21 protein-coding genes and 1 pseudogene are annotated in these 23,933 nt (G+C 41.9%); 14 read left to right on the top strand and 8 right to left on the bottom strand.

Annotated features, from left to right (window positions below; all coding sequences use genetic code 11):
* Positions 1-8: 8 nt before the first annotated feature.
* The 6 genes and pseudogenes from R7F67_RS17200 to R7F67_RS17175 all read left to right on the top strand — a co-directional run bounded on the left by R7F67_RS17200 (position 9) and on the right by R7F67_RS17175 (position 6,797).
* Entirely contained in the window at positions 9-1,121 is a 1,113-nt protein-coding gene (locus R7F67_RS17200) for a hypothetical protein (protein WP_318057289.1), read from the top strand.
* Positions 1,122-2,369 (top strand): toxic anion resistance protein, encoded by a 1,248-nt coding sequence (locus tag R7F67_RS17195; RefSeq protein ID WP_017635836.1) that lies wholly within the window; start codon positions 1,122-1,124, stop codon positions 2,367-2,369. It begins immediately after the preceding gene.
* Between the two features lie 3 nt (positions 2,370-2,372).
* On the top strand, positions 2,373-2,939 hold the full coding sequence (locus R7F67_RS17190; protein WP_258476160.1) for a TerD family protein: 567 nt from the start codon (positions 2,373-2,375) through the stop codon (positions 2,937-2,939).
* 9 nt (positions 2,940-2,948) lie between these two features.
* The gene (locus tag R7F67_RS17185; RefSeq protein ID WP_017635838.1) at positions 2,949-3,527 is read left to right on the top strand and encodes a TerD family protein; all 579 of its coding nucleotides are present in this window, start codon (positions 2,949-2,951) and stop codon (positions 3,525-3,527) included.
* Between the two features lie 488 nt (positions 3,528-4,015).
* Positions 4,016-4,531: pseudogene (locus R7F67_RS17180) on the top strand (IS5/IS1182 family transposase); the annotation flags it as partial.
* A 508-nt stretch (positions 4,532-5,039) separates the two neighbouring features.
* A complete protein-coding gene (locus tag R7F67_RS17175) occupies positions 5,040-6,797 on the top strand; it encodes an SgrR family transcriptional regulator (protein WP_318057288.1) in 1,758 nt (585 codons plus the stop codon).
* A 9-nt stretch (positions 6,798-6,806) separates the two neighbouring features.
* On the opposite strand, the gene R7F67_RS17170 is transcribed toward R7F67_RS17175, so the two are convergent.
* Positions 6,807-7,682 carry a LysR family transcriptional regulator gene (locus R7F67_RS17170; RefSeq protein ID WP_213972842.1) on the bottom strand — a complete coding sequence of 292 codons (876 nt, stop codon included), beginning with the start codon at positions 7,680-7,682 and terminating at the stop codon, positions 6,807-6,809.
* A 141-nt stretch (positions 7,683-7,823) separates the two neighbouring features.
* Between R7F67_RS17170 and R7F67_RS17165 the strand changes: the two genes are divergently transcribed.
* From R7F67_RS17165 to R7F67_RS17155, 3 genes are all read left to right on the top strand, one after another.
* Positions 7,824-8,792, top strand: coding sequence for an aldo/keto reductase family oxidoreductase (locus tag R7F67_RS17165; protein WP_033906813.1), 969 nt, complete (start codon positions 7,824-7,826; stop codon positions 8,790-8,792).
* A 9-nt stretch (positions 8,793-8,801) separates the two neighbouring features.
* Positions 8,802-9,188, top strand: a complete 387-nt coding sequence (locus R7F67_RS17160; protein ID WP_042521512.1) for a GlcG/HbpS family heme-binding protein — start codon at positions 8,802-8,804, stop codon at positions 9,186-9,188.
* A gap of 167 nt (positions 9,189-9,355) precedes the next feature.
* A complete protein-coding gene (locus R7F67_RS17155) occupies positions 9,356-9,736 on the top strand; it encodes a hypothetical protein (RefSeq protein WP_005375467.1) in 381 nt (126 codons plus the stop codon).
* 110 nt (positions 9,737-9,846) lie between these two features.
* Here R7F67_RS17155 and R7F67_RS17150 read toward each other — a convergent pair whose 3' ends face one another.
* Positions 9,847-10,179 carry a helix-turn-helix transcriptional regulator gene (locus tag R7F67_RS17150; protein ID WP_031780945.1) on the bottom strand — a complete coding sequence of 111 codons (333 nt, stop codon included), beginning with the start codon at positions 10,177-10,179 and terminating at the stop codon, positions 9,847-9,849.
* A gap of 141 nt (positions 10,180-10,320) precedes the next feature.
* On the opposite strand from R7F67_RS17150, the gene R7F67_RS17145 reads away from it, so the two are divergent.
* From R7F67_RS17145 to R7F67_RS17135, 3 genes are all read left to right on the top strand, one after another.
* Positions 10,321-10,632 (top strand): hypothetical protein, encoded by a 312-nt coding sequence (locus tag R7F67_RS17145; protein WP_206949061.1) that lies wholly within the window; start codon positions 10,321-10,323, stop codon positions 10,630-10,632.
* Between the two features lie 723 nt (positions 10,633-11,355).
* Entirely contained in the window at positions 11,356-12,513 is a 1,158-nt protein-coding gene (locus R7F67_RS17140) for an amino acid permease (protein WP_318057287.1), read from the top strand.
* A 232-nt stretch (positions 12,514-12,745) separates the two neighbouring features.
* A complete protein-coding gene (locus R7F67_RS17135; RefSeq protein ID WP_080276968.1) occupies positions 12,746-13,087 on the top strand; it encodes a hypothetical protein in 342 nt (113 codons plus the stop codon).
* Between the two features lie 144 nt (positions 13,088-13,231).
* On the opposite strand, the gene R7F67_RS17130 is transcribed toward R7F67_RS17135, so the two are convergent.
* The 4 genes from R7F67_RS17130 to R7F67_RS17115 form a co-directional block, all read right to left on the bottom strand.
* Entirely contained in the window at positions 13,232-15,103 is a 1,872-nt protein-coding gene (locus tag R7F67_RS17130; RefSeq protein WP_025768473.1) for a methyl-accepting chemotaxis protein, read from the bottom strand.
* 436 nt (positions 15,104-15,539) lie between these two features.
* The gene (locus R7F67_RS17125) at positions 15,540-16,904 is read right to left on the bottom strand and encodes a YjiH family protein (protein WP_262652884.1); all 1,365 of its coding nucleotides are present in this window, start codon (positions 16,902-16,904) and stop codon (positions 15,540-15,542) included.
* Between the two features lie 455 nt (positions 16,905-17,359).
* The gene (locus R7F67_RS17120; RefSeq protein WP_258460880.1) at positions 17,360-18,031 is read right to left on the bottom strand and encodes a YoaK family protein; all 672 of its coding nucleotides are present in this window, start codon (positions 18,029-18,031) and stop codon (positions 17,360-17,362) included.
* A gap of 153 nt (positions 18,032-18,184) precedes the next feature.
* Entirely contained in the window at positions 18,185-18,586 is a 402-nt protein-coding gene (locus R7F67_RS17115) for a GFA family protein (protein WP_158159394.1), read from the bottom strand.
* Between the two features lie 208 nt (positions 18,587-18,794).
* Here R7F67_RS17115 and R7F67_RS17110 point away from each other — a divergent pair, with 208 nt between their 5' ends.
* Entirely contained in the window at positions 18,795-19,424 is a 630-nt protein-coding gene (locus R7F67_RS17110) for a hypothetical protein (RefSeq protein WP_017635850.1), read from the top strand.
* A 123-nt stretch (positions 19,425-19,547) separates the two neighbouring features.
* Positions 19,548-20,831, top strand: coding sequence for a peptidoglycan DD-metalloendopeptidase family protein (locus tag R7F67_RS17105; protein ID WP_025768471.1), 1,284 nt, complete (start codon positions 19,548-19,550; stop codon positions 20,829-20,831).
* 106 nt (positions 20,832-20,937) lie between these two features.
* Here R7F67_RS17105 and R7F67_RS17100 read toward each other — a convergent pair whose 3' ends face one another.
* Positions 20,938-22,758: a putative bifunctional diguanylate cyclase/phosphodiesterase gene (locus R7F67_RS17100; RefSeq protein WP_005375494.1), complete on the bottom strand. Its 1,821-nt coding sequence runs from the start codon at positions 22,756-22,758 to the stop codon at positions 20,938-20,940.
* A 183-nt stretch (positions 22,759-22,941) separates the two neighbouring features.
* Positions 22,942-23,829, bottom strand: a complete 888-nt coding sequence (locus R7F67_RS17095) for a LysR family transcriptional regulator (RefSeq protein WP_025768470.1) — start codon at positions 23,827-23,829, stop codon at positions 22,942-22,944.
* Positions 23,830-23,933 lie beyond the last annotated feature (104 nt).

Here is a 23,933-nt window from a genome sequence, read left to right as displayed (position 1 = left end):
GAAAAGTAATGATAAAAACATTTCATCATAAAGATTTAGATCCAACTCATGTTAATGAACTTCCTGAAAATGAAGAAAAACATGAATTAGCTGTCAAGAAATTTAGCCATATAAAGTCTAATAGAAGTCTTGTATCCGAAGAGAGTTTTGAACACCTTCAGAGTGAAAAATATTGGAAAAACATAAAATATAATAATAAGAAAAAACCTTCTGTTTTATTTAGCAATAAAATAAAGTCAATTCAAAGTGACTTAGTTAATGTTGAAGAAGATTTTAAAATTGAAGTTGACAAACTGTGTAGAAGAGAGTTTAAAAATGTCAATTTAAATAATGGAGACTATTTGGTTATAATTAACATTTACAATTCTATTATTTTCAATGATCCTATGTATCAAATAGAATTTGGAAATGTAGAGTCAAAAAAATTCCAACAATTACAAGGGTTTTTGTCCGATTATGCTAAGTTAAGTAAGGTAGATAAAATTTTAGGATTAGGACAGATCATTATTAAATTGGCAAAAAGTATAGATATTGATATTTTCAATCCACATAAATTTGGTACGAAGCTATCTAAACTTTTTGGTAACCATAATCAAAAAATAAGAAAGATTAAGTATGACTTTGATTATGTAAGTGATAATATTGACGAAAGAATAAATCGAGTATTTGATAACCTAGCTGAAATGCGAACGCATCTCGAAAAGTTTCAGTATTGGTCTATAGAGTTACAAAGCTTGAATAAAAACCTTATATTCAAAATTTTAGCATTGATACTAAGGATGGATAAAGAAAAAAAAACAATTCAACAAGAAAGTATTAATCTTTCTGACTCTTTTAAAAAAAACGGATTTGATTCAATTAAAAGATGGGAAAGGAAAGTACAAACTTTGCTTTCTCTAAAACATTCGATAGATTTGACTTTCCCCCAAATAGAATTATATAGCTCTAATTTGTTAGGTAGCTTTGAACAGTTAGAAAAAATTAAAGTAGATATTATTCAAGTCTGGAAACAGCAATTTTTAACAGTTATTGCTATCGACGAATCAAACGATTCAATACTTTACTATGAGCTGAACGACATTCAGGAACAATTGATTCGAAATATAGAGGAGCTGAGATAAATGGTATTCCAACCGAAGACTTTTACATCCAAAAATTTTAATTCTAGCAATATAGAAAATTTATCTAATACTAATGTTGTAAAAACAATAGAAAACTCACTAATAGTTGAAGGCACTACAGATATCTCTAAACTTCCGACGATTAAAGGACAAAATGTTAAAAGTATATACAGTTGTGTTGAAAAATCCATTGAAGTTTATCAAGCTGATCTGAACGAAGCGAACTTAAACCCGAGAGAAGCATTTCAACGTATAGTTACTCAACTTAATCAGATTGATATCTATTCGTCACGAGGTATTAGTACTCTCGGTCATGAGTCAGCTGAGAAAATAGCTGAATATTCTGACTCTATGTTGAATCAAGTTCGGACTAAAGATCTGGAAGAAATGGGAGAGAACCTAAATCAAGTTGTGGGCTTGGCTAAAGGAGTTGATTTAAGTGGGCTAATGGGGAAAGACAGCTTTTTTGGAAAGTTGATATCTAGATTCAAATATTCTAAAGAGGCTATTTTAGCTCAGTTTAACTCGGTAAGCACTCAGCTCGACAGGGTAGTAAAAGAGATTAATTCGCAGCAAGTGCGTCTCCAGGAGCGTTCTGTTCAGCTCGAAACTGTTTTTTCTCAAAACATAGCGCAGTATAAGGCGTTAACAGAAGCCATAATATACGGAGAATCAAGGCGTTTGCTCATAAAAGGTAAAGCAGAAGTCTTAGCAAAAGAGCTTGAAGATGAAAACTCTCCTTTAAAAGCGCAAGAATTAAGCGACTTACAGTCCTTTCACAATCGTATTGAAAAACGTGTTCACGACTTAAGGTCATTGCAAATGCTTGCGTTACAAACGGCTCCAATGATTCGGATGGTACAGACTAACAATATCACTTTGATTGAGAAGTTCGACAATATTAAGACATTAACGATCCCATCGTGGAAGAAGCAATTTACGCTTGCTATTTCTATGTTAGAGCAGAGAAAGTCGCTAGAACTTGCGGGCAAAATTGACAATGCTACAAATGACTTAATTAAGAGAAATGCAGATTTATTAAGACAAAATACGTTGCAAACAGCAAGAGCGAATCAACGTTCAGTTATAGATCTGGAAACACTGGAGCACGTGCAAAATACTCTGATTACCACATTGCAAGATGTTGTTTCCATTGAACAGGAGGGAGCTAGAAATCGCGAGATCGCTGATGAGAGAATGGTTAATATGAAAAAAGAATTATCTAAACTATTAAAAAATAAGGAATAATTAATGTCGATTAATTTAGAAAAAGGTAATGCAATAAACTTAACGAAAGCTGAGCCTGCGTTGCGTAAGTTGAGGCTTGGGCTTGGTTGGGATCTAATACCCACAGAACCACCAATTGACATTGATTGCTGTATATTTATTTGCTCTTACGATGCACAAGATCAGCCTAAACTTTTGTCTGATCAGCACTTTGTTTTTTACAATAATCTGGAGTGCCCCCAGAGAGCAGTGGTACACCATGGTGATAACCGCACCGGTGCTGGCGATGGTGATGATGAGGTCATCAACATAGATCTGCAATCAATTGACCTAAGAGCAGCTGAGTTATCTATTTTTGTTACGATTCATAACGATACACGTGGTTTTTCACATGTAAATACCAGCTACATTAGGCTTTACAATGACGTAACTGGGAGCTTGATTGCTGAGTACAAACTAGGTCAAGAGTTTGCAAACGAATCTGCTGTGCAAGTAGGTTCGTTAGTTAAAAGTGGTAACGAGTGGGAGTTCCATGCAGTTGGAGCTGGCTACCAACTAGGTCTCGGCGACATTGTGGCTGGTTATCAATAAGGTAAGATTATGTCTATTAATTTATCAAAGAACTCAACGATATCGCTTACTAAAGAAGTTGAAAAATTATCTAGTATTACTGTTGGTTTAGGTTGGGACGTAGCTAAATCGAAAGGTTTCCTTGCTTCTATTTTCGGTACCGCTTCAATTGACTTAGATGCATCCTGCCTATTGATTGATGAAAATTTAAATGTACTAGATTCTGTTTGGTACGCTCAGTTGAAATCAAAGTGTAAGTCTGTTATCCACCAAGGAGATAATTTGACAGGCAAAGGTGATGGTGACGATGAGAAAATTACGATTAACCTGACAAAGTTGCCTAATTCTGTTAAATACATTGCTGTTACAGTTAACAGTTTTAGAGGACAAACTTTCGATAAAGTCGAAAACGCTTTTTGCCGTATTTTGGATCAATCTTCAAATGAGATTTGTCGCTTCACTTTAAATGAACAAGGGAGTCATACAGGAATTTATATTGGCCTTTTGACTTATAAAAATAAAGAGTGGAACTTTACTTCTAAAGGGGTTAACGCTAATGGAAGTAATGTGAATCAGATTGCAAGCACGGTTTTGCAACATATATATTAATTAGTTTATATGATATTTTAAACTTAAAATAAACAAAGCCTAACTGTTAATTTTTGTTAGGCTTTTTTAATGGTGAATTATATTTGCTAATGTTGTTTATAATGAAATGTAAAATTTAAACGATATTAAAAATTTAATATTACTTAACTTTTCTTACCAAATTCGTCTGTGCTGAGTAATTTGATGTAACTAAATAAATAAGTTGCGATTTGATAGGCTGCACTAGTTAATAAACATAACCTTATGCGTAAACCTCGTTAGAAAACCACTAAATAATGCCTTCATTAACCGGGGCTTACCCACTTTTGGGGTTGATGAATAAACCATAAGCGAATAGAAGCAAAGCAAATCGAACAAGCGTACTATGTCTCGTCGGATCTGAGACCTAGCTATTACTACCGCACTGGTGGTAAAGGGCGTTTTCTCTATACCGTTGGGCTTAGGACATTAAGCTTTCATTTAAAGCAACACTAGGAGCGCAATAGAGTATCTGGCGCAAGTTATATTTAGCCGTAGATACCAGCGCGTGCGAAATAGTCGCAGTAGCTCTGAGTTTATCTAAATAACTGGTGCCGAAGTATTGCCCCATTTACTTAGGCAGACACATTAAACGGTCCTAGAAGTATCAGATGATGACACTTATGGCACAAGAAAATGCCATGAATGTCATACGAATAAAGAGAGCAGTTCCTATCATTTAGCCAAGGGAAGGATCGGCCTTTTAGGAGCGTGGATACCTTCGTAATCTGGCTTTAGGATGTAAGACATTCTACGGTATATAAAGGAGGTCAAGAAAGAGCTCAGATGTGCACTCTCCGAAAAAGCTATGTATCGAGTGAAGCAGTTGCTGGGTTAGAAACTATAACTAAGAAACTACCACGCTCAAGTTGGTGAAACTTACACCATGATTAAAAGTGCTCAACAAGCTTAGAGGGTTTGGCATGCCTGAAGCTCAGTGTTTTATATCAAAATCATTTCTCTTTAGGCTGTTTAGCCTCTTGTAAGAATTTTGCAACAACGCTAATAGTGCATGAAATAATACTATTTCAAATAGTCAACTTTTAGTAACCTGCAATAAGGTAGTAGAGTGCAAAAGATGAAAAAGCAGAACTTAAGATACAACGAAGTGGGGGTGTAGTATCAGGAGCTAAGTTCTGCTTGAGGTTAGGCTATGACCACTGGAACATATCGTTAAGATAAACCAGAGTCATCACTTCTATTTTATTACTCGATTGAGCTAGGCGTTGCTGAAAAAAGTACGCCATCATTGGCTTCTTCATTTTTTCCTCCTTTAGCTGACGAGTAAATTATGTGTATAAAAGGGGATATAAAAAAGAGAGTGCTTTTGTTGGCTTTTTTCCTAATAACGTAAATATATGGGGCTTTAAAGCCGAGTTTGGAGGTTAATTGTGGAAAAGGGGAACAGATAATTAGGAAGTTTTCTTATTTTATTACCGCCAACTTAAGTAAACTATTCCTATCCACAAACTTCACAGATCTAAGGTTGATTCAGTGTCTGATCTCAATTTGTTTCGCTATTACCAACGATTACTCTCGTTTAGTGTTGGTAATGAAACAAAAACCACGTTACAGGACATTGCCGACATCATGTTCACTTCTTCTCGGCATGCTCGTAGCCTGCTAACGCAAATGCAGGAGAAGGCGTGGTTGAGCTGGTACCCGAAACCTGGACGGAACCAACGATCGACTCTTATTCTGAATATGGAGTTAGACGTTTTAAAAGAGAGCTTGGCTCTTGAACGTATCAAGTTAGGCAAGTATGAAAAAGCACTGGCGATATTAGATGAAGACGAAATGGCATTTGGCCGTTTGTTAAAAACAACGTCTGGTGCTTCTGTTCAAGAAGGACAGCTCAATATTCAATTAACCTATAAGCGAATGTTTGAGCGCGTCGTTCCACATCAACTTCAGCGTAGCAGCGAACGTTTCTTATTAAGGCAAATCTATTGTTGCTTAGTTTCGAGTGATCACAATGGGAAAGTGCAACCAGAACTAGCACATCACTGGCGTTATGACGAAGACACCTACGAATGGACTTTCTACCTTCGTCCAGGTCTGACTTTTCATAATGGTAATTCCATTGATGCAGAAACAGTGGTTAGCTTGTTTGCAAAGTTGAGTTCACTACAGTATTACGAAAAAGAGTTGGCACATGTTGCTAACATTACTGCGCCAACGCCATCGAAGGTTGTTTTTAAGCTTAATCGAGCTGACTTGGGCTTTGCTGGACTTATTTCTGGTGTGAAATACGGCATTCAACCAGCAAGCCAAGTTAACGTAGCGAATAACAAGCTGGTGGTCGGAAGTGGCCCATTCTCTGTTGTCGAGCACAATGAAAGTCGTTTAAAACTGCAAGCATTTAATGGTTACTATGCATGTAGAGTTCTAACGGATTTGGTGACTATCTGGATTGTTAATGACGAGCAAATGGAGAACCCGTCATTGGCAGCAAATACGTTGCAAAGGGATACTTCGCCGGAGGAGGACTTGTGTGGACACTATATGTCGACGCAAAACCGAGAAAACTCATCGGCGAGCAAGCGTAGTCGAATAGAAGATGGTTGCTTATTCGCCTTATTTAATCAGCACGCTAAGCACAAACTCTCTGTAGCGCAGCGCCGTTATATTAGTGAGCTAATTCAACCTGAGCGCTTGGCCGAAGTGATGCGCCGCGAGAATATTGTATTTGGGAGTATACCCGCTTATAACCTGCTACCAGGTTGGAAGCCAGTGCTCCGTCCGTTCAGTGAGCCGCTTAAGTTACCTAAACACATTACGATAGCCGGATATAACTATACCGCGTTGCGTCGCTGTGCGCGGGCTATTTCTAATCGTTTGGTGAGTGTTGGCAGTAAAGTAGAAATTGTTATGTATTCCTATCGTGAGCTGAACGAGAAAGCTAAGAATGGTGAGCTAAATGAGACGATGGTCGTGACGAACATAAACCTAGATGATAATCGTCATGCCTCAGCGTTCACGAACTTCTTCAGCAACGCTGTGCTATTCCACACTTTGGGAGAGAAGAACGCACAATGGTTAGATGAACAACTACAGAGAGTCAGATCTTTCGTTCCACTTGAGGGCTACCTTAATGCATTGGAGCCAATTGCATCGACGTTGATCAGCGAGTATTGGATTGCACCCATGTTCCACCATACACAAACTTTGCGTTTCCAAGGTGTTTTAGAAGACGTCGCTCTTACTAACTGGGGTTGGCCAGATATTCGCTCGGTGTGGTCTGCGGATTAACTGCCTTAGTTATATAGCAAAGCGCTGCTTCACGAATTCAATGAAGGCTCTGGTTTTCGCCGATTGATAGATGAGCTGCGGATACACCAAGTACACCGCGTTGTGCTGGTGGTAAGTTTCTTCCGATAGAACCTGCACTAGACGGCCGTGCTCAACGTCTTGTTCGACAAAGTAACTTGCTAACCGAGCAATGCCATTGCCAGACAGGGCTGATTCTTTGAGTAAGCGGTTTTCATTGCTTGAAAGCCAACCTTGGGCTTGAACTGTTCCCGTTTTTAACGGCCACTCTTTTTGATGCAATGTGGTTAAGCATTGATGCTGTTTTAAATCCGCTAACGTCTCTGGCGTACCTTCTTCTTGCAGATACAGAGGTGAGGCAACCAGCCAGTGGTGGTAGTCCAAAAGGTGATGCGCAATCATATTCTCGGGCGGCGTTCTTGTTGCTCGAAACGCAAAGTCGACGCTGGTTTCCGTCAGATTAAACGCTTGATAGCTAGAAAGAATCTCGAACTCTACGTTTGGATGTAAAGCGCGAAACGCCACACACAAATCATGCAGCACCGCTTCGGCAAACATCTTGGGAGCAGTAAGCCGAATCAGACCGTCTACTTGCTCAGATTGCTGACTTAAACTCTTTTCCATTTCCATTACGCGGCGTTTGAGATCTTCCGCTTGTGCAAAGATCGATTCACCTTCTGCCGTCAATCTCACGCTGCGTGTGGTTCGAACAATCAAAGGCGTGGCGAGTTCCGATTCCAATCGCTTGATTTGTTCCGACAGGTAACTTTTAGAGATACCAAGTTGCTCTGCTGCTCTAGAAAAGTTGAGTGTTTGAGCCACTTCAGCAAACAGCATCAGTTTTTCGATTCTCTTATAATCTGCCATCTTGATTGCTCGCTTTAATTGTTCGGTAACGAGGATAATGAATTCGATTTTACGGTATTAAACTAATTTTTACGAACGGTAAGATGGTTCGAGTTAATTTAAGAAATTGAAGATGCAGAAATCGGAAAAGTGAGAATAACGATGAACAATCCAACACTACCGCTCGCCAAAACCTTACCTAACGTTAGCCGCTTGGTCTTCGGCTGTATGGGACTTGGAGGGGAGTGGAATCGCAACCCATTAACCGCCCAAGATGAAAACCAAGCTTATGCCGCTGTAGAGGCAGCATTAGAGGTTGGCATCAATCTCTTTGATCATGCGGATATCTACAAATTCGGTAAGGCTGAAGAAGTGTTTGGGCGCATCTTAGCCAATGACTCAACCTTACGAGAACGAATGTATCTGCAATCAAAGTGCGGCATCCGTCTAGGAGATGAGCAAGGTGTTAAGCAGTATGACTTCTCTGCCAAATGGGTGACGGCTTCTGTTGAGGGCATTCTTGAACGCCTTGGTGTGGAAAATCTTGATGTTTTGATGCTGCATCGTCCTGATCCTTTGGTTGAATTTGAAGAACTGGGCACAACGCTAAAAGCCCTGAAACAAGCTGGCAAAGTTAACCACTTCGGTGTTTCTAACATGAACAGTGCTCAAATTGACCTTCTTCAACAAGCAACGGGCGAAGTTGTTGTGGCGAACCAGTTGGAAATGAGTCTGGCTAAGTCTGACTTTATTAAGCAAGGCATGGGGCTTCCTTCGTCGGAATCTGACTACGTTGCGGGAACACTGGAACATGCCCGTAAGCATAATATCCAACTGCAAGCGTGGGGCAGTATGGCGCAAGGAAGATTCTCAGAGCGTGGTTTACATTCTGATGATCACAACACCAGACAGACGGCGGAGATGGTAATGGCGCTAGCAGCTGAATATGGCGTGTCGTCTGAGGCGATTGTTTTAGCTTTCCTGACGCGTCATCCAAACCAAATTCAGCCTGTTATTGGTACTGCAAACCCACAGCGTATTCGCGCTTGTGCTCAAGTAGAGAACGTCACGCTATCACGTAGCCATTGGTATGGCTTGTTCGAGAAAACCCTTGGTCATGAGATCCCGTAGGAGAGAAAAATGAAATACGTACAAGTTCAAACTCTGATTCAAACGGCATTGGAAATTGCGACTGCTCGCAAGCAAAACATTGCGGTTGCCGTGGTTGATACACATGGAGAATTGCTCGGTTTTGCCCGAATGGATGATGTGAGTGTGCAAGCAGGTTTGTTGGCACAGAACAAAGCTTACACCTCGGCTAGAGACCGTCAGCCTAGCGGCAATCTGGGTGCTTGGGCTCGTGAGACGGGTAAGCAGTTGAGTTATTGGACTGACCCGAAGATCACAGGCTTTATGGGTGGTGTGCCTATAGAACAAGAGGGGAAAATCGTCGGTGCAATTGGCATTAGCGGTTTGGCTGAGCAAGATGATGAAGCACTTGCGATGGAAGTATTAAACGCGCGTTGAGTATACTGTTTATCAGTAGGTGTGATGCTTTGTCCAGCTTTGTACTCACTGTAGGGACTCAAGTTCACAGGCTTCGTCGAGTCACAGTGCTATCTAATAGCCTGAAGTAAGCAGGAGTTGAAATCGCGAACTATGATTAATTTATTTGAAAGCTTTGAGGCCTAAATATGTTTCATAAGGTATTCGTTTCGCTATTTTTTGTTCTCCTCTCAGGCTGTGGTACGAGTGACAGCGCGTTAAAAGAGAGCGGTTATGATGAAGCTTATATCCAAGGCTTTCATGACGGTCGGCATAGTGGTATGCAAGAGGCAGGGAATGATTTTGAACACTATATTAAGGACGAAACAAGGTATCAAACCGACTCAGATTATCGACAAGGCTGGGATGCTGGTGAGGTAGAGGGTAACAAGTTACAAAAGCAGGCGACCGCGATAGGACAAGGCATGATTGATAATTCGTATGAAGAACGTGATGTATTTGATCCTGATAAAGTGGCGAAAGATGCAATAAAAGGCGTTGATACATCGGAATTAAAAAGCCTAGAGTAACGGACTGATATAAAGAATAAAACTCGTCATTTGACGAGTTTTATTTTTGTCTAAACGATTCATGTTTCAACGCTCAACAGGACATTCACGTTTGGGTATGAGCAATGTCGTTAATCACCTTTCTTGTTCTTTTGTTCAAGGACTAACGATAATAGGCGAACGAGCAGGGACTGAGCTTCCGGTGAGAGCAATCTCGCCACGGCCGTTAGGTCATTTGCTGTGACATGCTGAACATCACGTACATCTAAAGCAATATCTAGGTCAGTCAAATGAAGCGAACGCAATATGGCACGATATTGTGAGAGTTTAAGATCGGACTCTCCGCGCTCGATCCTTTGATATGTTTTTACGCTCATTCCAGCGATGTTTGCCATTTGCTCACGGGAGAGGCCATTCGATTTTCGTCTTGCGATCAGTGCTTGAATTATAGGGTCTACCTGCATGTGCTCTCCTGAAAGGACAGTTTTGACCTAAACGGAGCAAGAAGTGGACCAGTTTAACCACCACATATTTACCTGCTTTGCAATCAGTATAAAAATAACTGTCTTATAAAAACGTAAATATTTTAGTCAGTTATTAACTCAATGGAAAAGTATCAATCATACAAATCAATAGAAACGAAAGCTTCTATTCGCAAAATGCAACGCATTTTAGATCATTTATTTAGTGAAATTGATCAGCAACATCGTGAGACTAAAGAGAATGTTGTGACACTGATTCAACAGTCACAACAGCGATTGATGAACTACAAAGAGCTTTACCTTCACAAAGAATCGATAAGTGAAGTAGAGCTGCGGATGGCGCATGAAAATATGAGTGAGACTGAGAAGCAGGTCGCGGATATGGGTATTCCAGTGTTAACTTATGTCATTGGCGCGCTAGATAAAGCGTATTAACACAGTCGTAAAGTCGGGCGATACAAGATTTACGCAATTTCGATCAATTGATGACATCTAAAAGAAAGGATGCAAATGCTGGGGAACCACACCCAGCATTCGGACACTCATTTACCTATATTTTCGAACCGTAAATCAGTGTTTAGAGGTATGTGAACCGAACAGTGTCGGTACGCAGCGAATAATAGCGATATTGTCCGATCTAGGCTACGTCCTTGGAATCTAACACCTTCACTTAAACTGTAAATTAATCTGTACACCCAGCCAAATTGAGCCATTGAGCACGTTCTTCCTTCTCTTTTAGCGATAAAAGACTAATTAGTGACGAAAAAAACAACACATCTTAGGTAAAAGATAAGAGTTGTTAAAATATATCGCTATAAGATTGACCTTTTGCTTTTCAATCGTCCTGCTTATGCCTTACAATCTTTTCGAACCAAATCCATTCATAACGAATGGGGTTGATGAATTAAGATGAACAATTTTGCTTCGAACCCAAAGTTGCGCACATTTCATCAGCGATGACATCGCCAAAAACGACTCTCAAGTGTTCATGTGCAAATGATTAACTACCTTTTGTTGCGTGTTTTCTTAGCCATACAGGGCTCTTGTAACATAGTGCTCTTGTAACCAAATTTTGACTAAGTCGGAGCGTTTTGTGGTGTGCTTTAGATAAAGCACAACTGGCGAGAAATTAACGGATTGAATTTAGAGGTATTAACCGTGAACCTAAAACTTGTCGGCAGCTCCCTGATCGTTGCAGGTACTGCTCTTGGCGCTGGTATGCTTGCTATACCAATGGTGCTTGCTCAATTTGGCCTCCTTTGGGGCACTCTTCTTATGTTGTTCATCTGGGCTGGAACGACTTATGCTGCGCTGCTCCTTCTTGAAGCCAGTTGCAAAGTAGGTGGTGGTGTGAGCATGAATGCAATTGCTCGCGAAACGCTTGGTAAAGGAGGCCAGTTGGTAACCAACAGCTTGCTTTACGCCCTGTTAGTTTGTCTATTAATGGCTTACATCATTGGTGCGGGTGATCTCGTACAAAAAGTAACAGCCTCAATTGGGCTTCCAACATCTACGATCTCAAGCCAAGTCGGTTTTACTCTTTTAGTTGGTATCATTGTTTCGGCAGGTACAGGGGTAGTAGATAAGCTGAATCGCGGTTTGTTCCTAGGCATGATCGTAGCGCTGATCCTGACACTTTTTGCGCTTGCACCAAGCGTCTCGTTTGAAGGACTTGATGAGGTTGTGATCGACGATAAAATGGCACTTATCAAAACCAGTTCGGTGCTTTTCACCAGTTTCGGTTTTATGGTCGTGATCCCATCGCTTGTAACTTACAACAAAGAAGCGAGTAAAATACAGCTGCGTAATATGATTATCGTGGGCTCAACTATTCCGCTTGTTTGTTACCTATTATGGTTGTTAGCGGTTGTCGGCAACCTACCACCTCATGAGCTTGTTCAATACTCCAACGTAACAGAGTTGATATCGGTACTAGGTCAGCAATACGAGGGCTTAGAGTTCATCCTATCCATGTTTACTGGTTTGGCACTGCTAACGTCGTTCTTAGGTGTTGCAATGGCGCTATACGATCAAAATGCAGACCTACTTAAAGCAAGCAAGCCAGTGATTTTTGTTACTACTTTTGTGCTACCACTATTAGGTGCTGTATTTGCGCCAGAACACTTCCTAGCTATTCTCAGCTACGCGGGGATTATTCTTGTGTTTCTCGCGGTCTTTGTTCCATTATCAATGACCATGAAAGTGCGCCGAGTGCCGGTAGAAGATGACAATGTTTATGAAGCTGGTGGCGGCGCAATGGGAATGAGCATGATCTTCCTATTCGGCTGTTTCTTGCTGTTTGCCCAAGCAGTATAAAATCACGCTAGCTTATTTAAAAACTGAGCCGCTCGTATTCAAACGGGCGGCTTTTTTGTATTCATAGCCGAACCCAGGCCACTCGAAGTCATCAGCATTTGTGATGTTTGACGTTTCTCTGATAATCACGGTTAGCGCTGACTTTTTAGTAAAACTCCTTAGCGAAAGGCTGACATGTACAGTGATTCACCCTTCTATTATATCGATGTTGATATGAATAAGAGGCTCTGTTGTGTCAAAGCAATTATCTTTTGCCATGGTTGGCGTTATGTTGTCTTTAGGTGTGTTGAGTACAGAAGCGGTGGCTGACCCGAAGCATAAGCATGGACATCGGTACGATCACCATCATGCGCATCACCACCATCATAAACACAAGCGCAAGCACAAGCATAAACACAAACATCGTGACGTTATTTATGTGGAGACCCGACGACCAAGGCGCAGTTACTATTACCATGACCGAATTCCTCGGAATAGTACCTACATAAAGATTGGAGATTTCACTTATCTAAAAGTGGACGACCGCTATTATCGTCGTTCTAATGATCGCTATATCCATGTCGAGTTCAATTAAACTTGAAAGGACACATAGTCGGCGTTCTTGTAATGTTGAGCTTAATAGCACCAACATGGTACATGTAACATCGACCAATACTAGGGGAGAGGGTTAAAAACAAAAACAGCGAGCCGATGCTCGCTGTTTTTGCTTAGATGAGTGTTAGACAGTAAATCTATTTAAGATTTGATCTTGTTTATGTACATCTTCTTGTTGCGCCTGCATCGCGTCGTTGGTTCGATTTGCCGATTCGGCGACTTGAGTCGATAGGTCTTTAATATTCACCGTATTGTTGTTGATCTCTTCAGCGACAAGACTTTGCTCTTCCGCCGCTGAGGCAATTTGCAAGTTCATATCGGAAATACGCTGAATCGCATCACGAATGCGTTGTAACGCACTATTTGCCAAACCCGCTTTTTCAACGGCCTCTATAGCACTACCTTTGCTTTGATGCATGGCATTTGCCACAGATGAAGCGCCAGATTGTAGTTGCTCAATCATAGTACGAATCTCTGTTGTCGACTCTTGAGTACGTTGTGCCAGTGTACGTACTTCATCTGCAACAACGGCGAAGCCTCGGCCAGATTCTCCCGCACGTGCAGCCTCGATTGCGGCATTCAACGCGAGTAAGTTCGTTTGGTCCGCAATATCGTTGATGACTTTTAGAATCGTTTCGATATTGGCGGTAGCAGATTCCAACACTTGTACTTCTTCGACTGCAAGGTCAATGCTATCGGAAAGCATGTTTATCGTTTGTGTCGATTCACCAACGATAGAAGACCCCTCAACCGTTGCTTGGTCGGCTTCTTTGGCTGCACTTGCCGCACCTTGCGCATTATTAGCAACCTCTGTCGCGGTGACAGACATCTCATGCATCGCGGTAGCAAGTTGTTCTAGCTCTTGCAGCTGAGTGTGAATTGCGCCTGCCGAGTCTTTTGCGCCCTCAGCGGTGATTTGAGTTCCGTTTAAAATTTGATCAGAAATACGTTTCGACTCAATGATTTGCTGTTGTAAGTTCTCCATGAACGTATTGAAGTTTGTGGCAAGCTCAGAAAACTCTTGGTCAGTATCTGTTTCGAGGCGTTGTGTAAGGTCGCCTTTCCCTGATGCTACATCTTTAATCGCATTGTTTAGCGTGTCCAAAGGACGCATGAGAGTGCGAATCAACAGAGTTAGGGCGATAATAGATGCAATCACGGCAATGATTGAATAAATAATAGCGTTGTTACGAAGCTCTCCTACGGCAGAATAGGCAACAGCTTCATCGATCACCGAACCTACGTACCAGTTCTCGCCAGGAATGTGAGTCAGGTTAACCATGTAGCGGTTGCCATCAATCTCAACATGTTGTGCTGATTGCGTAAGTTCGATTTGCGGGAGGTAGCTACCGACCTTCTCGCCGTTATACTTACTTTGAGGGTGAGCAATAGTTGTGCCATCAGCGGTGATCAGAAATAAGTAACCAGCATCAAACAGATTCACTTGGTTGACCAGATCAGAAAGGGTAGTTAATTCGAGGTCATAAAACATACCGGCTAAAAACTGGCCATTTTCTTTTACTGGCGTACCAACAGAGATGATAACGTTTTTCGAAGACGCATCGACGTACGGATCGGTTACGACCAAATCGCCTTTGCTCTTAGCTGCAATAAACCAAGGACGCTGACGTGGGTCGTAGTCTGGACCCGCATCCCAGCCGTCGTCATTTTCAATCACAAAGCCATTACTTTCATAACCAAAACCGATGGCAAGGAAGCTGCTTTTTGGCGTCGGTCTTTCAAGTATGTTTTGAACATAGCTATGTGAACTGGGATCAAGCTCAATCACTTCAGTAATGGAGCGAGCGAGATCCTTCTTTGCATTCATTTCTGATTGCACAGTGTTACCAACACTGGTCAATATCTCGTTTACACTTGAGTCGATTTGCTCCTGAGTTTGGGAGCGGATGGTCATAACTTGTTGTGTCGACAATAACGACACAGTAATTAGCAGCAAAAATGAAGAGGCTGTGACAACCTTATGTCTGAATTTCATGAGCTTTCCTCTGATTCTCCCGGTTGGTTCCACTTTGCTTTCGCCTCTTTTAAACCGAGCGAATTGGGCATAAAGAGAAACCTATTGTGTTTGGTTATATTTTTATCGACATCTTTGTCAAAAACATGAACTCATTTGTCGTCTTTTTTAACTAAATTTAAACAAACCGACAATTTACGTTAAAACTTGTGAGTGTGATCATGTTTGCGAGCTCGATTAGTGAAATTGTCATAATGAAAAGAATTGCTTAACAAACAGTGGCATTAACTGGCTTTACAGGTGAGGTGATGAAAATTTTGTTGGTGCTGAAAGGTGTTTTGTTGAAGTTTTGTCTTTGTAAATTATGAGCTTTTTACTAAAAGCCTAATGTGGACGGAGTTTTAGGTATAAAAAAGGCCCCGACGATGCGGAGCCTTTGTTAATTGACGTCTCGATTTTAGAAAATAAGATGAGCAACGCCAGCAATCACAGGTAACGTGATTAGCGTACGTAAAATGAAGATTACGAAGAGCTCTACAATGTTTACTGGAATTTTGCTGCCTAACAGTAGGGCACCTACTTCCGACATGTAGATAAGCTGAGTTACTGACATTGCCGCAATAACAAAACGTGTCATTTCGTTATCGATTGAGGCCGCTAAAATTGCTGGAATAAACATATCCGCAAAGCCAACAACGATTGTCTGTGATGCTGCAACAGCTTCAGGGACTTGCAGTAGCTCTAGGTATGGGATAAACGGTTGACCCAGAATCGCAAATACAGGCGTGTATTCTGCAATCACCAATGCAACGGTACCAAGACCCATAACTACAGGTAGTACGCCAAATACCATGTCGACTGCGTTGTGTACGCCTTCTTTAAATACAGACTGAACCGATGTGACTTGACCAGCACGCTTAAGAGCTAGATCCATACCCCAAGAGAATGTGGTGTGGCCTTCTGGCACTGCATCTGCGTCTTTATCTGGGTTGCTGCCGTCAATGTAGCGATCTTTCTTCAGACTAAGCGGAGGCAGGCGAGGAATGATAATCGCAGCTACGATACCAGCTAGACAGATAGCGCCGTAGAAAGGCAAAAATAAGTGCTCTAGTTTTACCTGAGCGATAACAACTAAGCTAAACGTGATCGATACTGCTGAGAAAGTGGTCCCGACAACAGCCGCTTCACGCTGAGTGTAGAACTTATTTTCGTATTGCTTGCTGGTTAGCAAGATACCAACACTTCCGTCGCCTAACCAAGATGCCATACAGTCAATTGCACTGCGGCCAGGTAGGTTGAATACCGGACGCATTATTTTACTGAGTAACGCACCAAATAGCTCCAGAAGACCGAAGTTCAAAAGAAGCGGAAGCAGTAAACCCGCGAAAATGAAAACGGCAAACAGAGTAGGTAGAAGACCAGTAAGAACAAGCCCGCCAGTGTTCTCTTCCCAAATTGCTTTTGGACCCAGTTGGAAGAACGTCATTAACACGGCAGCGCCGCCGATTAAACGAACAACGAGCCAAAGTGGAGATGGATTGAAGAGACCGTTTAAAAAACCATTACGTAAAATTGCAGCTGGCTTAAAAATTTTGCAAAGAACAGAAGCAACGGCCATGAAAGCGATGATACTGGTGACGATAGCAATCAAGGTATCGCCTAACACCGCTGGGATGACTTTTGCCATCACGGCAACGGGAATGGTTAGGCCGCCATCGTAAGAGATCGGAGCCATAAAGAGTAGAAGACCAATTAGGGAAGGGATGAAAAACATCCAAAAGTTGCCCTTAGGAGCTTCAGTAGCATTAGTGGTGTTATGCATAGTTGTCTCGTGTTACTACTAGTCAATACTTGCCATTTCCATGACATAAATATTCACTAAACATCCGTATTTAATCACAGTTTTGCGGAGGGTACCCGCAAACTGCATCCATTGCAATACTATTCATTAAATACATCTAGTTATTCAGCCGATTTGTCGGGTAATTGGTCAAATAACGTCTAAGTGTATGCGAATATGTTGCTTGTGTTAGAAAATTGTAGCACGAGAGGCGAATTGCGCAGTGAATTATGGGGCGCATTGTGACTGGAATAATAAAATGGTAAACAAATGTGATTTTGATCTAACTAACTTCTTTGCCAGAAATTCAGTTAGCCTTATCTATTTTAAGGTTTTTAGTGGTGTCAAAATACCGTTCAGCGTTTCTTGTACCGTTGCAGTGTGAACCTATTGAGCCAAATCCGATTGAAGTATGTCACTTCAATCGGATCGAAATTTTATGCTTTTTGTTGACGGCTAAGTATGTATAGGTAACTCCAGTAAATCAGAGCTGTAGAAAAAGCCAATATTGCTGGGAAAACCAGCGTATATAAACTATATACCGTAAATAGAGCCGCTCCCGCGACGCCGCCAAACAAAAAGCCAAAGAAAATGAATAGGAATAATTTAGCTTTACGTCGGTCAAATTGACGACCTCTCAAGCTCTCTCCAATCATAATCCCTAGATCGGTGATGATTCCGGTCATATGTGTGGTTCTGACTACTGCGCCGCTAAACGTGGTGATCATTGCGTTTTGTAATCCACATGCTGCTGATGCTAGATATTGGCCGTACAAATCCCCTTGTACCAAAAAGCCCAAGCTGAGTAAGAGCAAGCTCCCTTCTATGCACAGTGCAACACCATATCTTCGCCCTAGCTTTAACGCACTGCTTTCAATAAAAAAGCCGCTAAAGGCAGCGCCAATCAAAAAGCTAAATACGATGAAGAGCAGGTGAATGGAGCTATCCACACCTGTTAGCAAGCTGTTCCCTAGCTGAGTTACGGTTCCCGAAAGATGAGTTATCGCTTGGTGTTGAAAGCCGAGAAGACCAACGGCGTTGACGCAGCCCGCGAGAAGAGCTAGTAGAAACGCGCCATATTCCACCCAACGAGGAAGTCTGGAAATCACAATAAACCCCCACCAAATATTAGGAGCCGATTATAACGCTCATACCGAGTTACGAAACCCTTTACAGTAAAACTCGATTGATCATTCTCAAAAAAATCTCACTTATAGGGCGTTTGTCCGAGCCAAAGTAAATACGTGAACGAGGATTGCTTGCTAGCAGATGTGTTCCGTTGTGCATTCGAAACTCACCCACCCGTGTTTCATTTGTTCATAGACTGAAACCGTAGGTTGGTGGAACTCTTTATCGGTAAATAGACCGACGGGAATGATCATGATTTCTGGATATGCAGAAACAAACAACCTCATTGTCGTGCCGCAGGATGGACAAAAGTCATACTGAACCTCACCGCCATCATCGCCAATTCGGGTATAGTTAGTGACTTCACCGTTTAAAGTGACGTGCTCTTTTTCAAAGCGAGCTTGTACCCCAAAAACACTGCCAGTTCGTTTTTGGCATTCGAAGCAATGGCAGACAGACGTGTGGGTGGGCTCTCCCTTACAACGGATCTCAACTAAACCGCAGGCGCACTCGCATGTATGAATGGTTTTTGTCATCGTGATTACCTATTTGTCCCAATACACCAATACACCAATACACCTAGAGCACAGAGCTTGTGTCACTAGCTCGTTATGAGCTCTGGACTTGAAACTATTTGGATACAATCAGTTTAGTTTAATTTTGAAACACTTGAAGAGGTGAAATCATTTGGGTATACAATGGTATACTCGCTTTTCGTTTATACCTTGAAACAAGGAACTCTTCATGACTCACAAAAAAATCCTGCCGATACCACTTATTCTACTTATTCCAATCGTTTTATTAGTTGTGGTTGTGATCGCAGGTGTTTATCGTTTTAGTTTGTCTGATGACGAGATCATGGCTAAGTTTCCTCAAACAGAAGTAGAAACTAACGTTATTGTGCAAGAGACGCTTGGCATCACTGCACGTAATCCTTGGACGATACAAGTCCCCGAGCAGGGTGCGGTCACTTTTCTTGATGAGTGGGATAAAGAAAACGGCTATTTGATAGGTGACTATGATGCAGGTGCGACGAAAGGTCAGGTACTTGTTCCAACTGCGTCGATTAGTCAGCGTGAGATTGAAGGTGTTTCATGGGTTGTTGCACCGATGATTGTAACGACACAAGGTAGCGGTTCGTTTAACTATGTTGGCTTGTTCAAGTTTGACCCCGTGCCGAGCCGAGTTGTCCTTTTAGACAGTATTTTTGTTGGTGACCGCGTGAAATTTACTCAGCTCGAATGGAAAAGTGATACAACTATCACGCTTTCATATTTAGCGCACGGTGACGATCAAGCAATGGCAGACACGCCAAATCAATTCAATTCATCCACATTACAGCGTGTAGGGAATAACTTACATATGCAACAGTGATGAATTTTTTTGAGTTCTGTAAAAATTCAGTATTTTCTGCGCTAGATCTCGAAATTTCCTAGTGATTTCTTATTCGGGAATGCATAAGCTATGATCCTTGTTTGAAAGGAGATAGTAATTCCCGTGTCTACAAATGAAATTACAAGACGGTTGCCGAATCTGACAAGTCGTAGAGCGCTGCTGTTATACTCCTTGCCAGTTTTAGTTGCGATTGGTGTTTCTCACTCTCTCAAAGAGTCATCTTTAACCAAAACCATCGCATTGAACCTACCTGAATCTCAGGTCGTTGAAAAAATTCTTGATGCGACAACTGCCGAAGTTGTCACTCCCCCGAACTTCGAATATCAAATCCAAGCAGGTGACAACCTAAGCACTATTTTTAGTCAGCTCGGTTTCGGTTACAGCTCGTTAATGAAAGTAATGGAAACGGATTTGAACTACTTGGCACTTGATACACTTAAGCCGGGCAATACGCTCCGTTTCTGGCGTGATGATGCAACAGGCGAGTTAGCGAAAATGGAACTGCAATTTTCTATTGCAGATAAAGTGGTCTACAAGCTGAATAGTGATGGTAGCTATGACTTTACTGATATTTCCATTCCTGGCGTGTGGAGCCAAGAACCTTTAGTTGGCGTTATTCAAGGCAGTTTTTCTTCTTCTGCCAGTCGTTTAGGTTTAACGTCGGCGGAAGTGAGTCAAGTCGTAAGCTTACTCAAAGAACAACTTAACTTTGGACGTGATCTTCGTGCAGGTGATCGATTTGAAGTTGTTCGTCGCTCACAAAGCATCAATGGTGTACCAACAGGTAAGAACGAAATTGAGGCGATTAAGATTTATAATCGCGGCCGCGAGATCACCGCTTACCTTCATACTGATGGTCAATTCTACAATGCCAAAGGTGAAAGCTTACAGCGCGCATTCCAGCGTTACCCTGTAAGTAGTCGTTGGCGTATCAGTTCTGGCTTCAACCCTAATCGTTTACATCCAGTAACGGGGCGTGTTGCGCCGCACAACGGCACTGACTTTGCTGTACCAACCGGTACACCAGTCGTTTCTACTGGTGATGGTACAGTGATCATGACTCGTAAACACCCATATGCGGGTAACTACGTGGTTGTTGAGCACGGCAGCAAATACAAAACCCGTTACTTACACCTAAGTAAGATTTTGGTGAAGAAAGGGCAAAAGGTTTCTCGAGGCCAGCGTATCGGTCTTTCTGGTAAAACAGGTCGAGTGACTGGGCCACACCTTCACTATGAGTTGATTGAATACGGCCGTCCAGTTAACGCTATGCGAGCAAATATCCCAATGGCGAGTTCTGTTCCTAAGAAAGAGATGGCTACTTTTGTCGCGAACAGAGATGAAATGGATAGACTATTACGCGATAAAGAGAAAGCAGTGCTGTAATAAAGTACTTCGCTTAAAAAACAAAAAGAGACTAAGCATAGCTTGGTCTCTTTTACTTTGTGCATTAACTAGATTTGAATTCTATGACAGCAGTCTGTTCAGTACGTTAGGCACTCCGCACTTCACGTTCATTTATCAGGTGTACGATTTCTTCAACACTGTGTGGACGAGAGTAAAAATAACCTTGGATGTAGTGGCAGCCCATTTCAATTAACTTTTGTAGTGCTCTATCGTCTTCTACGCCTTCGGCAATCAAATCCACATCAAGCAGCTCTGCCAATTGTGCTATCAAAAACACTACTTGTTCAGAGGTTGTATTTGAGAGCATGTTCTGCACAAAGGTAGCATCGATTTTGATGCTATCAATCGGATAATTGTGTATATAGTTCAAGCTTGAGTATCCCGTACCAAAATCATCCAGTGCGACTTTAAAACCCAAGTATCGCAACGAGTTAAGTACCATCTGTTCACGGCCACTTTGTGAGAGTAAGACGGTCTCGGTGAGCTCTATAACAAAGTCTTTTGCTTCGTGCTGATACTTTTCAACCATGTTGGTTAAGTGATTAATATAACGGTTGGAATCAACCAGCTCATACGCTGAGCAATTGATGGAGAGTTTGACTTTATAGCCTAGGTTCGCTTCGAGTTCTTGCTTTGCGATACACGCGAGTTCAATAATCCGTTCACCTAACTCGATAATCAGGCCTGATTGCTCGGCAGCTTCAATGAACTCCGCTGGAGAGATATTTCCATAGATATTGCTATTCCAACGAGTCAAAATTTCAAAGTAATTCCAGCGGTCGCTCGTGATATCGACGATCGGTTGAACCACTACATACAACTCATCGCTGTCTTGTATATCAGTACTTAGCTGGATTCGCATTGCCTCAATAAGCTGCGTCCTACGGTGGTATAACGCACTAAGGTGTGTGTCGTAATGCTGAATCCGTGTATCGCGGTGTTTTTTACAATCTTTGAGAGCGAGACTGGCATTCAAAATCAGCTCATCGCTGTTCAACATATGTACTGGGGCACGTGCAATACCAATACTAACGGTGAAAGAAATCCGGTTAGATTTGTCGCTGTAGCCGCTTTCAATTTTGTCGAGTACTTCCTGACACACGGCGACAGGATCTTCGTCGTACGTGATGAAGGCGAATTCATCTCCTGCAACACGGAACGCATTGTTTGGCGACGACAAGCTCTGTTGAATGGCGTTAGCTGTGAACTTAATGATTTGGTCGCCGATATAGTTTCCGTTGATATCATTGATCGATTTGAAATTATCGATATCAAGATACGCCAAACTGAATGGGCGAGTCGCCTGCTGCGTTAATGTCTCCAAGGTATCAGCTAAACAGCTACGGTTGAGCAGTCCAGTTAGGTTATCATGCGATACCTCATAGCTAAGCTGATTAAGAAGCTTATCTGAACGTTCACTGACCCACTTTTCACGTAAGCTATGAATAATGACATTGGCATAAAATCGGTGGAAGTCGAGGATATCTTGCGCTTCTTTCGCGTGGATGCTTCGGGTAAAGGTAGACAGTAAAATTCCCAGAACTTCGCCATTTTGTGTCTTCAATGGCAGGCCAATGTAAGCTTGAATGCCATCTTCTTGAAACATCTGATCTTCAGGAAAACGCTTGTATACCTGGTCTTGATAGAAAATATGTTCGCCAATGTCTTTCGCCACTTTTTCACAGGGGGTGCCTGAAAGGTGGTAGCTTAGGTTGTCTGTAATTTTTCCATTGCTGGCGAAGGAAATGGTATGAGCCGAATGCTGAAGATGCGCAACTTCTACAACGCAAGTGCAATGGCTCTGCAAGTGTTGATGAATATCTAACGTGACTCGGTTTAGCTGAGCCGTGCCGTTTAGCTTCAATATCTCATCAATTTTGTGGAAACTGATTTGTACCTGACCCATCGAGCATTTCACCTAGCGTTGTTATTAACATATCGTGTAAGACACGACGAATTATTATTTGATATGCATCAAATAAACTATCGGTTACTAAGGCAGATTTTTCAAATTTTGTGAACGAACAAATCATTATTTTCATGTTTTTATGCTTGAACCTTTTAAAGGTATAGCGATAAAAACGCTAAGCTAGGCGCGCTTCTCCTCTTCTAATCGTGATTTGAGATAATCGAGGAACAGCTTAGTCCGGGTATGCTGATAATCCAGCTTTGGATAGTAGGCATATACAGTGGCTTTATCCGCTGTGATATCGGGCAGGATAGGGACTAACGCGCCGGATTTGAGATCATCTTTGATCATGACGTTGTTCGTCATCAAAATACCCATGCCTCTTTTGGCACCATGAAACAGCGCTTCTGGGTTGGTCGTGGCAAAGTTACCGGACAAGCTGATACGTTTGCCTCGATTTGTTTTGATTTCTCGTGAGGGTTTTTCTCCCCAAATCAGGACATTATGCTCTGTCAGATCCTCAACGCATTGTGGGGTGCCGTATTTTTTTAGGTAACTAGGCGCAGCGTAAAACTGGGCTTTATGTTCGAAAAGCGCAGTGGCTTTGAAACTCAGAGAGTTCAGTTGCTCTAATTCCCGGCTAATAAACAGGTCTAAGCTTAGCTCTGGCAATTGACCTGGTAGCGTTGTTGTTAATTGAAGTGTGATATCTGGATATTTATCAAGAAAATCATCAAGATAATGAACTAGAAATTTAGAACCAACGGCCAACGTTGCCCCAATCTTTAATAGCCCCGCTGGTGATTGGTTGACTGAGCGAGTTTCATCTAATACCGATTGCCATGAATCAAGCTGACTTTTTGCTCGTTGATAAAACAGAGCACCAGCTTCAGTTTGGCTAATTGAGCGGGTCGTACGTTTGAGTAGTTGAACGCCAATTTTATCTTCTAGCCATTGAACTCGCTTACTGATAGCTGAGCTGGTGGTATTGAGTTTCCGCGCTGCGGCATTAAAGCTACCTTCTTCGACCACACGAATATAACTCTTCACGCTTTGAATCCAGTCCATTGTATCTCCTTGGGAATTAATTCCTTTCCAACTTAGCTGATTATCATCTTTGAGTATCAAATATACACTGTTTGCCATCAATCTGTCACAAAGTAGGAGGAACG

This window comes from Vibrio sp. YT-17, from assembly GCF_033337375.1.
Classification (GTDB): domain Bacteria; phylum Pseudomonadota; class Gammaproteobacteria; order Enterobacterales; family Vibrionaceae; genus Vibrio; species Vibrio alginolyticus.
The sequence above is the reverse complement of the archived record's forward strand: the minus strand, read 5'-3'. Positions and strand labels throughout refer to the sequence as shown.